Below are 13,194 nucleotides of genomic sequence, written 5' to 3'. Positions count from 1 at the left end.
ACTATCTTTTGTGAGGGAGGTAAAACATGTGTAAAGAATTAGTTCTTAAAAATGAATTTGCACAGGTATCGGTTCAAATAGATTACTCTTCCAATGGTGTTAGACTTAAAGTTATGGATATAAGAACAAAAAGGGTCATTTATCTTGACCCGCTAGAACTAGAAAGTCTGGCCTGGTGTGAACATAAGGATCTTCACCCCATACTAGATCCTTCTATTAGCCGCTGGAAAGGGATAGGTTCATCCGCAGTTGAGCCGGTTTTAAATTATAAATTATAAATTTGGAGACTTCTATCTCTATATTAAAAATAAAAATAATGAAAAGCAGGTGAAGGAGTAATGATTAATACATTAAATATTTCTGATTATGTTAAAGAAGGTGCTGTTCATGGCAAGATTTATACGGATCCAGCTATTTTTAAGATGGAAATTGACAAAATTTTTAGCAGTACATGGGTGTATGTAGGTCATGAAAGTGAAATTGCCAACCCGGGAGATTACAAAACAACAAAAATTGGCTCTCAGCCGGTTATTGTGACCCGCAGCGCTGACGGCAGCCAAATCAATGTTGTGCTAAATCGTTGTAGGCACCGGGGGGCATCGGTTTGCCAAGATGAATGCGGCAATGCTCATGTATTACGCTGCGCTTATCATGGCTGGACATATGCTAACGATGGGAAACTTCTTGGGGCTCCTTTCCAGGATGGGTATGGAGAGGAATTTAATCGCGAGGAAATGGGGCTTAATAAAGTTACTAGAGTAGAAAGTTACCGAGGTTTTATTTTTGCCAGCTTAAACAAGGATGTCAAACCTTTGACGGAACATTTAGGGAATTCTATGCCGTATATTGATTATGTTGTCGACTCCGGCCCTGAAGGAATCGAATTAACCGCAGGTAAACACAAGTATTACCTTAATGCTAATTGGAAGTTCCAAGTGGAAAATACAATTGATCCTTATCACTTAAGTTTTGTGCACAAGACATTTTTTGATATCATTGCGAAACGAACTGGGGAAAAGACGAAGTTTGCCAAAATGCATAAGGAAGAAAAGGTATCTGATCTTGGGAATGGTCATTCCTTATACGAATTGGCAGGAGATTTAAATATTGGTGCTCTTCCGTTTAATTTAATTATCTTCCCTAATCTTAGTATATTAGGGTCCCAAGTACGGGTGGTTCAACCTGTCTCGGTAGAAAGAACAGAAGTAATGCTTTATCCAATTATGCTGAAGGGAGCATTAAAAGAGGTAAACGCACAGCGATTAAGAACGCACGAAGGTTTTTACGGGCCAGCGGGTTTCGGAAGCCCAGATGATGTTGAAGTAGCGTTTGAACGAGTAAAGGAAGGGCTAAAAGCTGAAGGAAATGAATGGTTAGTGATCAGTCGAGGAATGAATCGGGAGCAAGTTGATGAAAAGGGGGTTATCACGGCTAATTCTAGCGATGAAGTTTCAACAAGGGCAATTTATAAAGAGTGGAAACGCTTTATGGAAGCGTAAACACATAAACGTAATGAAGAAATCTTATAGGTACTTATTGTGAATCGGCTCAAAGTCTGTTCCAGGAATAATGCTTATAAAGAAAGGAAGGGAAAAATTTGATCCAAACAAAAAATGAGTTGAAACAAATCGAGGCAATTTTATTCAAAGAAGCAAGATATATCAATGAAAATCGGCTAGATGAATGGCTGGAATTATTCACTAATAATTGTGTGTATTGGGTTCCATGTAACGAAAACGACATTGATCCGGAGACTCATGTTTCGATAATTTACGATGATCGCAAACGGCTGGAAGAACGAGTATGGAGGCTTCAAACGGGATTGGCGTATGGCCAGCAACCGCAATCCAAAACACGGCATCTTATTACAAATGTTGAAATTGTGGAAGAGTTGAAGGACAAAGTGGTTGTATCGTCTAATTTCCTGCTGGTTGAATTAAGAAGGGGAGTACAAACAATCTTTTCAGGTAGAAATGAACACCACTTGTGTTTGGAAGGAAACAATTTAAAAATTCACTTGAAGAAGATTGAATTATTAAACAATAATGAACCGCTTGGAAACCTAAGTTTTATTTTATAAGGTCATTTTACATTTAGGGGTTCTCAATTTATGGAAACGGAAACCTATCTTGTTAAGGAAGCTAAAATTCATAGAAACAAACGAAAGCCCTTGCAAGATTTGACAACAAATAATGTCTCGTCTGGGCTTATATCCGCCATGCTGGCTATGACAGGACCGCCCGCCATTATCTTGGCAGGTGCAAATGCTGGGCATTTTACGCATACACAAACCATTTCTTGGATGTTTGCTGTGTATTTTTTTGGAGGATTATTCAGTATCATCTTCCCATTAATATATAAAATACCAATTACTGGTGCCCATTCATTATCTGGTGTTGCTTTTCTTGTTACAGTCACCCCATATTATTCATTTTCAGAATTAATAGGGTCCTATCTGATTTCAGGATTGATCATTTTTATCGTTGGAATTTCTGGCCTCTATACAAAGATTATGAAATGGTTTCCTAATGAAATCATTGCCGCAATGTTAGGTGGATTGGTCACAACCTATGTCGTTCGTCTAATTACATCTGTTCATGATCTAATGATTGTTGGTTTACCAGCGATACTATGTTACTTCATTTTTATAAAATGGGTAAAACGTTTACCGGTTGTTCTTGGGGCGGTTTGTACAGCTCTGCTTATAATACTCTTTACCCAAAACATTGAAATTTCAACAATGAGAGCTGAGTATGTGTTTCCTGAAATTTTTAAACCTAAGTTCTCCATAATTGAAATCTTTACAATTTCAATACCACTGGCACTACTTATATTAAGCAATGATGCGGCCCCAGGTATCGGTGCACTTGAAAGTACAAACTTTAAACCGCCGATTAAAAAAATAGTAGCGGCAAGCGGGATCTTTTCAATGGCAACAGCTTTCTTTGGAGGCCAAAGCGCTAATATTGCAGGAATGATGTCTGCCATTTGTGCGGATGGGGAGACAGGTCCCAAAGAGAAAAGGTATATGGCATCGATTGTCTCAGGTGTAATGATTCTTTTATTTGGTATATTTGCCTGGAAGATTGTTCCCTTTATTAAAGCTTTACCTGTATCGTTTGTATCCATGTTGGCGGGATTTGTCCTCATTGGAGTACTTGGATCAAGTTTAAACATTTGCTTTCGTCATAGCCTTATCAAACATTTCTATTTTTCATATAAGTGCGCCAGTTTTAGCTTTAGTAATAGGTTCTTTAATTTCCAAATTCATTGAAAATAAGGAAGAGGGGGATACTCATTGTTAAATTTTCGTGAAAAATCTTTAGAGCTACACAGAGTAAATCAAGGGAAGTTGGGAACGGAGATTAAAGTTCAAGTAAGTAATTCCGAAGAACTTAGTCTTGCATATTCACCGGGAGTCGCTGAACCTTGTATGGAAATTTATTCAGATGAAAATAAAGTCTATGATTATACAATGAAAGGGAATATGGTAGCAGTCATCACTAATGGAACAGCTGTTTTAGGACTAGGTAATATCGGGCCAAAAGCTGCACTGCCAGTGATGGAAGGAAAATGTATTTTATTTAAAAGCTTTGCAGGAATTGACGGATTTCCAATTTGCCTTAATACAACCGATACTGAACAGATAGTTGAAACCATTAAATTCCTTGCCCCTTCATTCGGCGGTATAAATCTGGAAGATATTGCGGCACCTGATTGTTTTACTATTGAAGATCGATTAAAAAAAGAATTGGATATTCCTGTGTTTCATGATGATCAGCATGGAACAGCGATTGTAACTGCTGCCGGACTGATTAATGCTTTAAAAATAGTCAAGAAATCAATGGCTGACATAAAAGTTGTTGTTAATGGTGCCGGGGCCGCCGGGATTGCTATCGTAAAATTATTAATTTCATTTGGTGTAAAAGATATCATTATGTGTGATTCCCAAGGAGCTATTTTTAAAGACCGTCCTAACGGAATGAATGATTTGAAAAATGAAATGGCCTGCTACACCAATCTCGTTAATAAAAAGGGACAATTAAAAGATGTCATTATGGATACGGATGTATTTATTGGGGTTTCTAAAGCAGGTGTGCTCACAAAAGAAATGATTGAAAGTATGAATTCTGATCCAATTATTTTTGCTATGGCAAACCCTGATCCTGAGATCTCCCCCGTGGAAGCAAAGGTTGCGGGAGCTAGAATTATAGGTACGGGACGCTCAGACTATCCTAATCAGGTAAATAATGTATTAGCCTTTCCAGGGATTTTTCGTGGTGCATTAGAAGTGAGGGCAACCACTATTAATGAAGAAATGAAGATTGCTGCAGTCTATGCAATTGCATCTCTCATTTCCGAAGATGAGCTAGATGAGGACTATGTAATACCGAGTCCATTTAATGAACATGTTGCGCCGGCAGTAGCAGCTGCGGTCGCTGAAGCCGCAATGCAAACAGGTGCGGCAACGAAGAGGGTGGATTCGGAATATGTTCGTAAAAAGACCTGGGAGCAATCTTTAATCAGCAAGAAGTTAGAAAAGGTGTAATTTTAGTTAAACCATTAATTTAGTTAGTACTAACTAAATTAATGGTTAGATATATTTGAAAAACGGGAGGAAAAAGGATGAATAGGACTCCTGTTGTGATATTAAGCGGCTTTTTGGGAAGTGGAAAAACTACATTACTATTAAAAATGTTATCTAAATCCCAAAGTATGGGGTTGAACTATGCCGTATTAATTAATGAGCGGGGAAAGGTGGATATTGACGGGCTGCTCGTTTCAAAAAAATTTAATAATAGAAAAATAGAATCATTGCTGGGTGGGTGCATTTGCTGCAGCAAAAAAAGCGAAATTGCCCATAGTATTGATACACTATTACAAAACAAGCCCGATATCATTTTTATCGAGTTAACAGGAGTGGCCAATCCAGAAGAGGTCGCAAATACGTTAAACGAAAAGGAAATGATCGCCAAAGTAGAATTAAGAAGCATTATTACAATTGTAGATGCTGAGTTCTTTCTTAATGAAAAATCTCATGATTTCCAAGAAATGTTGCTTCATCAACTAGCATGTGCCAATCATATCGTTGTCAACAAAATGGACTTAGTTCAGCAGTGTTTAGCAGAAGAAGTAAAAAAGAATATAAGAAACAAGAATAATTCAGCACATATAGAAATTGCGGAGTTTGGGAACATCAATTTTGAACAGTTTTTAACGCGAATATCGTCTGCTAAACATATAAAACAGCTAAGTACTGATAAGGAAATGAGGCAGAAAACCAGCTACTCCAGTATGAGTACGTTGGTTTTGCCAAACGATCGGCCACTCTCAAAATCAGATATCGAACATTTTCTTACCAAACATGCCAGTCAGATCATTCGTGCCAAAGGGTTTGTTCAGATTTTCGAAGATGGGAAGACTACTCCTTATTTGGTGCAATATTCAGGTGTTAAAAGGATAGAATGGAGCCCTGAATATGCAGAACAGTATTTTTTCATTTTAATAGGGATTGACCTGGATACTATTACATTAAAAAGGGAGTGGCTGCAGATGGTCGGCTCTCAAACGAACTGGTGTAGGACCTAGCAATGGGGGGACGGAAATTGGAGAAAAGAATATGGGAGCAATATTTAGATGAAAGGGACCAAAAAATTTATTCAGGTGCAGGGTTAGGGAAGGTAAATGGACTTGGTAAGAATCCAGCGCTAGTTATTATTGATGTTACGTATGGTTTTACCGGAGAAGAAGCAGAGGATATCGAGCAGTCGATTAAGAAATATCCGACTAGCTGCGGGGCAGATGCTTGGAAGTCGATTCCTCATATTAAGAATCTATTGAATGTCTGCAGAGAAGTTAATTTACCAATCTTTTATACTATTATTGAGGGGCATAAACATAATTCTAATGAAAAAACAGCCATAAAAGGGAATGTTTTTGGACACCCAACATTAATTGAAGGTGGGAAAGGTACCCAAATTGTTGAACCACTAAAACCAATTCCGGGAGAATTTGTTATCTCAAAGAAGAAGCCAAGTGCCTTTTTCGGAACACCATTCATTTCGTACTTAGTGGATCATAATATTGATACGCTAATTGTTACTGGTACAACAACAAGCGGTTGCGTTCGGGCATCAGTTGTTGATGCGTTTTCTTACAATTTAAACGTTGTCGTTCCTGAAGAATGTGTATTTGACCGTGGAATAACAACCCATGCAATGAATCTTTTTGATATGCAGCAAAAATACGCAGATGTACTGTCCACACATGAAGTTATTACGGAACTGAAGAAAAAAGTGCAACATGCATAATTCCAAATATTAATTTTAGGGGGAAGCGTATGTTTGTTTCAAAACATGGTAACGAGATTTGGTTAATAGACCAATACCATCATGCAATACAAGCCGGGGAAGTCGCAGCCTATTGGGGAAATGATGAATTTGAGGCACCCTCTCCTTCGTTAATAACAGCTGTTGAGAAGCATGATATTGGGTGGGTTAAACCGGATAAAGAAGTTTTATTTGATCAAGAAACGGGAAGACCTATTAATTTTATCAATATTAATGTGAGGCAGCATGTCAGCTTTTATTCAAATGGTTATAAAAAAGTGTTAGAAGAGGATCCTTATGCCGGAATGTTAGTCGGTATGCATTGGATTGGTTTATATACAAGCAGATTTGGTTACGATCCAACATTTACTTATAAAATTCCTGAAGACTTAAAGGAATTCATGCAAAATGTGGTTATTGAAACACAAAAGGAATGGATCAACGTCAAAATGAAATACTGGCAATTTAACGAAAAGCGCAGTGTGTTTGAAGATAAATTATGGATGGATTATGAGTTCTTACAATTGATGGATCGAATGTCACAGCTTGTCTCGCTAAATACTCATCACGATAAAGCGAAAGCAATTCTTGGGCCGGTTCGTAAAAATCAAAATGGTGAAGGCATTCATATTTCAGTTCAACTCCCAGGTGATGGTTCGGTTGTAGTTGAGCCGTTTCCGTTTAAAGAAGAGTTTGAAACATCAGTAAGAGTGCGAAAAATCCCTGATAGAAAATATGAGAGTCACGCTGACTTGCTCCAAGAAATAGAAAATGCCCCATATGAAGTTATGTCGTGGAAAGTTAGAAAAAAATAGATTGGAGGGTATGATATGACAAGACCAAAATATGCAAAAGCAGCTGTTTTAACAGGAAAAGAACAAATGGAAATTATGGAATTTCAAATTCCAGAGACGGGAGATAACGATGGTCTTTTACTTGTAGAGTCTTGTGGAGTATGTGGGCTTGATAGTGAAGGTTATTTACATGGAGGGAATGCTGTCTTTAATCTCCCTTGTGTGATTGGTCATGAAATTGTGGGCTACATCGATGAAATTGGGCTAGAAGCAGAAAAACGATGGAATGTACAAAAGGGAGACCGAGTTATTGTTGAGGAGTATATCCCATGCGGGCACTGTGATCCTTGTTTAACTGGAAATTATCATCTTTGCTTTGACTTAAGGTATGGAGCGATGAGCATCCATAATGAGAAAACGGCACTCTGGGGTGGCTTCGCAGAATATATGTATTTGCATCCCCATTCCATTATTCATAAGGTAAGCAAAAAAGTACCTGCAGATCTATTAACTTTATTTATTCCAATTTCTAATGGTATTCATTGGGTTCAACAAGTAGGTAATACTACGGTTGGTGATACAGTCGTAATTCAGGGTCCAGGCCCAATGGGACTTGGAGCAGTAATTGGGGCTAAAGAAGCAGGTGCAGGAACCATTATCGTAACAGGGCTTGAAAAAGATTCACATCGACTTGAAATTGCCAAAGAGTTTGGTGCAACACATGTCCTCTATGCTGATAAACAAGATCTTGAAAAAGAAGTCTCGAAAATAACGAATGGTAAAATGGCTAACACTGTCATCAATGCAGCAACTACACCAATTCAATTTAAGGTATGTTTAGATCTTGCTGGATACCATGGGACCATTGTTCATTCTGGTACAGATCATTTTCTTACCAACGAAGTTATGTCAAGTAAAATAACATGGAAACTTTTAACTATTAAAGGGGTACTAGGCCGTCCGAAAAAAGCAGTAGGGGTTGCCTTAAAAATCATTGAATCTGGCCGTTATCCGTTAGAAAAAATGATTACACATGAATTTAACGTTTCTGAAGCATTTAAAGCTGTCAATACACACGCGAAAGGTTTAGATGGCTGTATACATGTAGCAGTATTAAATCCAGAAGCAAATAAGGAAGGGGAAAAAACATGTCAAAAAACTATCGAGTCGGTTTAATTGTACCCAGTTCTAACACTACAATGGAAACTGAAATTCCTGCCATGCTAAATAACCGAAAGGAATTGTTTACGGAGGAATCCTTTACCTTTCATTCTAGCAGAATGAGGATGATGCATGTCACGAAAGAGGAATTAAAAAAGATGGATCTTGATAGTGATCGCTGTGCCTTAGAACTCTCTGATGCAAAATGTGATGTGTTAGCCTATGCATGTTTAATTGCCATCATGTCACAGGGCCCTGGCTATCATGCATCCTCTGAAGATCGTTTATGTAAAGTAGTAAAAGGAAATAAAGATAATGCCCCAGTCGTTAGCAGTGCAGGTGCACTTATCGAAGGAATTAAAGAAATTGGTGCTAAGAAGGTTTCAATCATTACGCCATATATGAAGCCTCTAACGAACATGGTGATTGAATATTTAAATACGAGTGGGATTGAAGTCATTGACTCTATTAGTCTTGAAGTATCCGATAACCTAGAGGTAGGTAGATTGGATCCAATGAATCTAGTGAATCATGCAAGAAATTTAAATACGAACGGTGCGGATGCAGTTGTCTTGTCTGCATGTGTACAAATGCCATCACTTCCTGCCATCCAAATTGTAGAGGACGAAATTGGTCTTCCAGTTTTATCTGCTGCAACGGCCACGGTCTACCAAATCCTAAAAAATCTTGGTCTAACACCAGCTGTTCCAAATGCTGGGTGGTTATTAGCTGAAGAAAAATCTGTATTATCATAATTTTTATTAGGCTATTCGGTAAGTGCCTTGCTCCCCCACCTTTTTTTAATAATTGTATTATTCTAATAAAAATTTGTGGAGGGGCCTGGTTCTATTGTTAGGATAGTCTTATTTAAAGTTATTACTTACTTTGGTATTTGAAATTGCTTTAATACCTTAAAACCCTTTCCCTAATCCACAATTAAATATCAATCACTAATCTTATGGTAATTATATAAAAAGGAGAATTTATTTGAGTAAGCATGAGCCAGTCATTAAAGTTGAGCATCCTACTAGTAAAAAAACATTACCTTGGTACAGAGGGGCTACTAAATCACAATGGCATACTTTTTGGGCGGCCTTCTTTGGCTGGACGCTTGATGTAATGGATCTGATGCTGTATTCCATGGTGATTGTGTATATAATGAAGGATCTTCAGATGACTCAATCTGTTGCTGGAATAGTTGCCTCAGCAACTCTTATCGCATCAGCCTTAGGAGGAATAGTTTTTGGATTTGTAGCTGATAAATGGGGAAGAAAAAAATCAATGATTTGGAGCATCCTAATATATTCAGGAGCGACTGTATTGTGTGGTTTCTCAGAGACAGCAACTCAGTTAATGGTATTTCGGATGCTTGTTGGATTTGGTATGGGTGGGGAATGGTCTGCGGGTGCAGCCCTAGTAATTGAAACTTGGCCTGCCAAACATCGGTCTGTGGTAATGGCTTTTGTACAAAGTGGATTTGCGGTTGGTTACGCGCTGGCAGCTTTGATTTCCGCAATTGTTATTCCGATTTTTGGGTGGAATGGTGTCTTTTTTGTGGGAGTTCTTCCAGCTCTTCTGACGTTATGGGTACGCAAACATACACCAGAATCTCAAATGTGGCAAAACCAATCACGTCGCCTTTCAGCAAAAGAAACGACAAGGTTAATAATTGGAAACTATGGTTCAGTCACACTGGTTTGTATATCATTTACAATGTTTGCCATGTTAGGTTACTGGGGGTTGTTTACATGGCTACCTACTTATTTGTCTACTCCAATAGAAGAGGGTGGCCCAGGACTTGATGTTATAAAAACATCGGCATGGGTTATAGTTTCGCAGATAGGTGCATGGTTGGGGTATATTTTATTTGGATTCATTGCAAGTAAAATTGGTAAGAAATCTACCTTTATTATCTTTTTCTCTATGTCAGCGGTATCTGTACCACTATATTTATTAATAAAAAACGAGCTGACTTTACTTTTTTTTGGAATGATCGTTGCTTTCTTTGGGACGGGATATCATAGTGGATTTGCTCCGACTTTTTCTTCCTTGTATCCAACGGAAATCAGGGCCACTGCCCAGGGTGTTATATATAACGTATCGAGGGGGATCAGTGCATTTGCTCCTTTTATTATTGGCTATATAGCAATGGAAAAAGGGCTCAGTGCAGCGCTTATGTTAACAGGAGGATTCTTTGCTATATCTAGCTTAATTGTACTTTTTTTCTTAAAAGAGCCAGAAGGTCTCATTGATGAAATGGATTTGGAATAGACCTTAGAGAAATATTATTTAGATGAAAAATGACTTGAAAATTCAAAATCTTTAATCTACTATATATTTAACCTGTAACTACAATGTTTAAGTGGATTTTTAAAATGTATGTTAGTTAGTATCCACTAATATATTTGATTATATTAGTGAATTGATTTTTAAGACTATTCAGTTCGTTTTGGTTAAATAGTCTTATAGGCTAAAATAGATATAAGGGAGAGTATAATAATGGCAAAAATACTTGTGCATTTAACTCATGGGCCTTCATCGCCTACACAAGCAGATAGAGCCTTTCTTATTGCAAATACAGCTATAGAGGAAGGCCATCAGGTTTCAATGTTTTTAGCGGGGGCTGCTGTAGAACTAATTCGTGATGATAATTTAAATAAAACACTTGGAGTCGGCGAAACAGCTGTTAGGTTAAAAGATTCAGTGGAGAAAATCATTGAGGGCGGAGGAAAGATTGTATTATCGAAGGTTTCCTGTGGAGCAAGAGGTATAGTAGAAGCAGATTTAGAAGGGAAACAAGTCGAATTAGGAATGCCGAATGTACTTGTGAAAATGACAGTTGAAAATGATCGTGTTATTACCTATGGATAATCGATTCTTCGATTATAAAGGAACGTTAATTTATTATTACGTTAGTTAGTGCTAATAAGATTTTAAAGTAGGTGTTTACTAGATAGATATCAAGTAGTCTTAGAACAATCAATCATCCATTTAGACTTTTAAAATAGGGAGGAAAATATATCATGGAATTAAAGGGGAAGACAGAATTTAAACAGCCGGTAGAAGTTATTTGGAATGCGCTACATAATCCGGAAGTTTTAAAAGAGGTGATCCCAGGTTGCCAAAAATTAGAGCTTATTGGTGAAAATGAATACGAAGTAGTTATGAAGCTAGGGGTTGCAGCGGTTAAGGGTGAATATGTAGGGAAAGTAAAGTTAGAGGATATCGAAAAGGATCGTTATTATGTGTTTAATGCCGAGGGAAGTGGTTCACCAGGGCATGTAAAAGCAAAAATGGACTGCAAGCTCAATCCTACTGAAAAAGGCTGCGTTCTTGATTGGGATTGCAATGCTGAAGTCGGAGGTATGATTGCAAGTGTTGGAAGTCGTGTTTTAGTTGGTATTGCTAAATTCATGGCAGGGAAGTTCTTTAAGGATATTGAGAAAAAGTCAGGAAAAAAAACAGTGAATAACTAATTTCCTACCTGACTTACAGGGGAGGTTTAAAAATGAAACCAGCAAAATTTGAATTTTTACGACCGGCGACAATTGAAGATGCGGTTCAATATTTAGCGGATTATGGGGAAGATGCAAAGATTATATCCGGAGGACAAAGTTTAATTCCTGTACTAAATATGCGGTTATCAACACCGAAGTATTTAATTGATGTAAGTCGAATAAAAGAATTAAATTATATAAAAAAAGATAGTTCAGTTATTAAGATTGGCGCATTAACAAGACACTACGAGGTAGAAGAATCCGAATTAGTTAGAAAATATTGCCCACTGCTAACGGAGGGCATGAAAAATGTAGGCCATCCACAAATTCGGAGCCGCGGAACAATAGGAGGAAGCATTGCTCATGCCGATCCATCCGCTGAGTTACCATGCATCTTAAGTGCGCTCCGCGGAGAAATCGTGATTATTGGTCCAGATGGAGAAAGAACAGTGCCAACAGATGAATTCTTCCTCACCTATCTTCTAACATCGTTGGAACCGACCGAATTAGTGAAGGAGATAAGGTTTCCTATAATAAACGAAAATCATGGTACCGCTTTCATAGAAATGACTAGAAGACATGGTGACTTTGCTCTTGTCGAGGTGGCTTCAGTAGTTGGAATTGATGAACAAGGTAACTTTTCTTCCGTTCAATTAGCTGTTGGAGGTGCGGGACCAACCCCAATTGTCTTAGAGGACATTGAGGACTTTCTTATTGGGAAAGAACCAACAGAACATGTGATTGAGGAAGCTGTTAGTTCTATTAAAGACTATTTGGATCCTGAAGGTGATCTTCACTCCTCGGCGGAATATCGGATTCATTTAGCTTCAGTATTAACAAAGAGAGCATTACAGACAGCAATAAAAAGAGTTCCAAAGGGGATGATGGCATGACCCTAGAAAAGATTGAATTAACGGTCAATGGAAAAAAAGTAATTAAAGAAGTTGAATCGCGTCTGTTACTAGCCGACTTTTTGCGTGAAGAATTAAGATTAACAGGCACTCATCTAGGGTGTGAACATGGTGTTTGTGGGGCTTGCACAGTAAAAATGGATAATAGGCCGGTTCGTTCATGCTTAGTCTTTGCGGTCCAGGCAGATAAGGCTGAAATTGAAACTGTTGAATCGCTAATGGCGAAAGATGGTAAGCTTCATCCACTGCAACAGGCATTTTCAGATAACCATGCACTCCAATGTGGTTTTTGTACACCTGGATTTCTCATGTCTCTAGTATGTGATTTGGATAAAAATCCGTCTCAGGACGAAAATGAAATAAGAGAAATGATTTCTGGGAATCTATGTAGATGTACCGGATATACCAATATTATTAAGGCAGTCAAGCAGTATACAACAGAAAAAGTGTTAGAACAAAATGACGAAGGGCCAAAGAAAATAGCTGTAAAGTCATGACACGA

Annotated in this window: 15 protein-coding genes; all 15 read left to right on the top strand. The window is 37.9% G+C overall.

Translation table 11 applies throughout. From position 1 onward, the window contains the following. Window positions 1-26: 26 nt before the first annotated feature. A complete protein-coding gene (locus J7I96_RS00350) occupies window positions 27-278 on the top strand; it encodes a hypothetical protein (protein WP_214772895.1) in 252 nt (83 codons plus the stop codon). A gap of 60 nt (window positions 279-338) precedes the next feature. Continuing rightward, complete coding sequence (locus J7I96_RS00345) at window positions 339-1,499, top strand: aromatic ring-hydroxylating oxygenase subunit alpha (protein WP_214922288.1); 1,161 nt, start codon at window positions 339-341, stop codon at window positions 1,497-1,499. A 98-nt stretch (window positions 1,500-1,597) separates the two neighbouring features. Beyond that, window positions 1,598-2,080, top strand: a complete 483-nt coding sequence (locus J7I96_RS00340) for an aromatic-ring-hydroxylating dioxygenase subunit beta (protein ID WP_214772897.1) — start codon at window positions 1,598-1,600, stop codon at window positions 2,078-2,080. Between the two features lie 30 nt (window positions 2,081-2,110). Then, window positions 2,111-3,274: a benzoate/H(+) symporter BenE family transporter gene (locus tag J7I96_RS00335; RefSeq protein WP_251029062.1), complete on the top strand. Its 1,164-nt coding sequence runs from the start codon at window positions 2,111-2,113 to the stop codon at window positions 3,272-3,274. Between the two features lie 24 nt (window positions 3,275-3,298). Next, window positions 3,299-4,549, top strand: a complete 1,251-nt coding sequence (ystJ, locus tag J7I96_RS00330; RefSeq protein ID WP_214922286.1) for an NADP-dependent malic enzyme — start codon at window positions 3,299-3,301, stop codon at window positions 4,547-4,549. 77 nt (window positions 4,550-4,626) lie between these two features. Next, window positions 4,627-5,589 (top strand): CobW family GTP-binding protein, encoded by a 963-nt coding sequence (locus tag J7I96_RS00325; RefSeq protein WP_214922284.1) that lies wholly within the window; start codon window positions 4,627-4,629, stop codon window positions 5,587-5,589. Between the two features lie 17 nt (window positions 5,590-5,606). Further along, on the top strand, window positions 5,607-6,311 hold the full coding sequence (locus tag J7I96_RS00320) for an isochorismatase family protein (RefSeq protein ID WP_214772901.1): 705 nt from the start codon (window positions 5,607-5,609) through the stop codon (window positions 6,309-6,311). 29 nt (window positions 6,312-6,340) lie between these two features. Beyond that, window positions 6,341-7,144, top strand: coding sequence for a DUF3891 family protein (locus J7I96_RS00315; protein ID WP_214772902.1), 804 nt, complete (start codon window positions 6,341-6,343; stop codon window positions 7,142-7,144). A 15-nt stretch (window positions 7,145-7,159) separates the two neighbouring features. Then, entirely contained in the window at window positions 7,160-8,299 is a 1,140-nt protein-coding gene (locus J7I96_RS00310; RefSeq protein WP_214772903.1) for a zinc-dependent alcohol dehydrogenase, read from the top strand. Then, complete coding sequence (locus J7I96_RS00305) at window positions 8,272-9,039, top strand: maleate cis-trans isomerase family protein (RefSeq protein ID WP_214772904.1); 768 nt, start codon at window positions 8,272-8,274, stop codon at window positions 9,037-9,039. Before J7I96_RS00310 ends, J7I96_RS00305 begins: the two co-directional genes overlap by 28 nt. 232 nt (window positions 9,040-9,271) lie before the next feature. Further along, window positions 9,272-10,555 (top strand): MFS transporter, encoded by a 1,284-nt coding sequence (locus J7I96_RS00300; RefSeq protein ID WP_251025330.1) that lies wholly within the window; start codon window positions 9,272-9,274, stop codon window positions 10,553-10,555. 228 nt (window positions 10,556-10,783) lie between these two features. Continuing rightward, window positions 10,784-11,155 carry a DsrE family protein gene (locus J7I96_RS00295; protein ID WP_214796137.1) on the top strand — a complete coding sequence of 124 codons (372 nt, stop codon included), beginning with the start codon at window positions 10,784-10,786 and terminating at the stop codon, window positions 11,153-11,155. Window positions 11,156-11,307: 152 nt separating this feature from the next. Then, window positions 11,308-11,760 (top strand): SRPBCC family protein, encoded by a 453-nt coding sequence (locus J7I96_RS00290; protein WP_214772906.1) that lies wholly within the window; start codon window positions 11,308-11,310, stop codon window positions 11,758-11,760. A 32-nt stretch (window positions 11,761-11,792) separates the two neighbouring features. Next, window positions 11,793-12,674: an FAD binding domain-containing protein gene (locus tag J7I96_RS00285; RefSeq protein ID WP_214772907.1), complete on the top strand. Its 882-nt coding sequence runs from the start codon at window positions 11,793-11,795 to the stop codon at window positions 12,672-12,674. Beyond that, window positions 12,671-13,189, top strand: a complete 519-nt coding sequence (locus tag J7I96_RS00280) for a (2Fe-2S)-binding protein (RefSeq protein ID WP_214772908.1) — start codon at window positions 12,671-12,673, stop codon at window positions 13,187-13,189. The genes J7I96_RS00285 and J7I96_RS00280 overlap by 4 nt, the downstream gene beginning before the upstream one ends. The last annotated feature ends 5 nt before the right edge of the window (window positions 13,190-13,194 follow it).

The organism is Bacillus sp. ISL-78 (assembly GCF_018613455.1).
Lineage (GTDB): Bacteria > Bacillota > Bacilli > Bacillales > DSM-1321 > Peribacillus > Peribacillus frigoritolerans.
Note: the sequence above shows the minus strand (reverse complement) of the source record. Positions and strands in the feature narration are given on the sequence as shown.

What these genes read in the sequence shown, in the direction of transcription:
- J7I96_RS00350 (WP_214772895.1), top strand. Translation starts at nt 27, where the DNA reads ATGTGTAAAGAATTAGTTCTTAAAAATGAATTTGCACAGGTATCGGTT.
- J7I96_RS00310 (WP_214772903.1), top strand. Translation starts at nt 7,160, where the DNA reads ATGACAAGACCAAAATATGCAAAAGCAGCTGTTTTAACAGGAAAAGAA.
- J7I96_RS00290 (WP_214772906.1), top strand. Translation starts at nt 11,308, where the DNA reads ATGGAATTAAAGGGGAAGACAGAATTTAAACAGCCGGTAGAAGTTATT.
- J7I96_RS00335 (WP_251029062.1), top strand. Translation starts at nt 2,111, where the DNA reads ATGGAAACGGAAACCTATCTTGTTAAGGAAGCTAAAATTCATAGAAAC.
- J7I96_RS00305 (WP_214772904.1), top strand. Translation starts at nt 8,272, where the DNA reads ATGTCAAAAAACTATCGAGTCGGTTTAATTGTACCCAGTTCTAACACT.
- J7I96_RS00295 (WP_214796137.1), top strand. Translation starts at nt 10,784, where the DNA reads ATGGCAAAAATACTTGTGCATTTAACTCATGGGCCTTCATCGCCTACA.
- J7I96_RS00280 (WP_214772908.1), top strand. Translation starts at nt 12,671, where the DNA reads ATGACCCTAGAAAAGATTGAATTAACGGTCAATGGAAAAAAAGTAATT.
- J7I96_RS00325 (WP_214922284.1), top strand. Translation starts at nt 4,627, where the DNA reads ATGAATAGGACTCCTGTTGTGATATTAAGCGGCTTTTTGGGAAGTGGA.
- J7I96_RS00345 (WP_214922288.1), top strand. Translation starts at nt 339, where the DNA reads ATGATTAATACATTAAATATTTCTGATTATGTTAAAGAAGGTGCTGTT.
- J7I96_RS00285 (WP_214772907.1), top strand. Translation starts at nt 11,793, where the DNA reads ATGAAACCAGCAAAATTTGAATTTTTACGACCGGCGACAATTGAAGAT.
- J7I96_RS00315 (WP_214772902.1), top strand. Translation starts at nt 6,341, where the DNA reads ATGTTTGTTTCAAAACATGGTAACGAGATTTGGTTAATAGACCAATAC.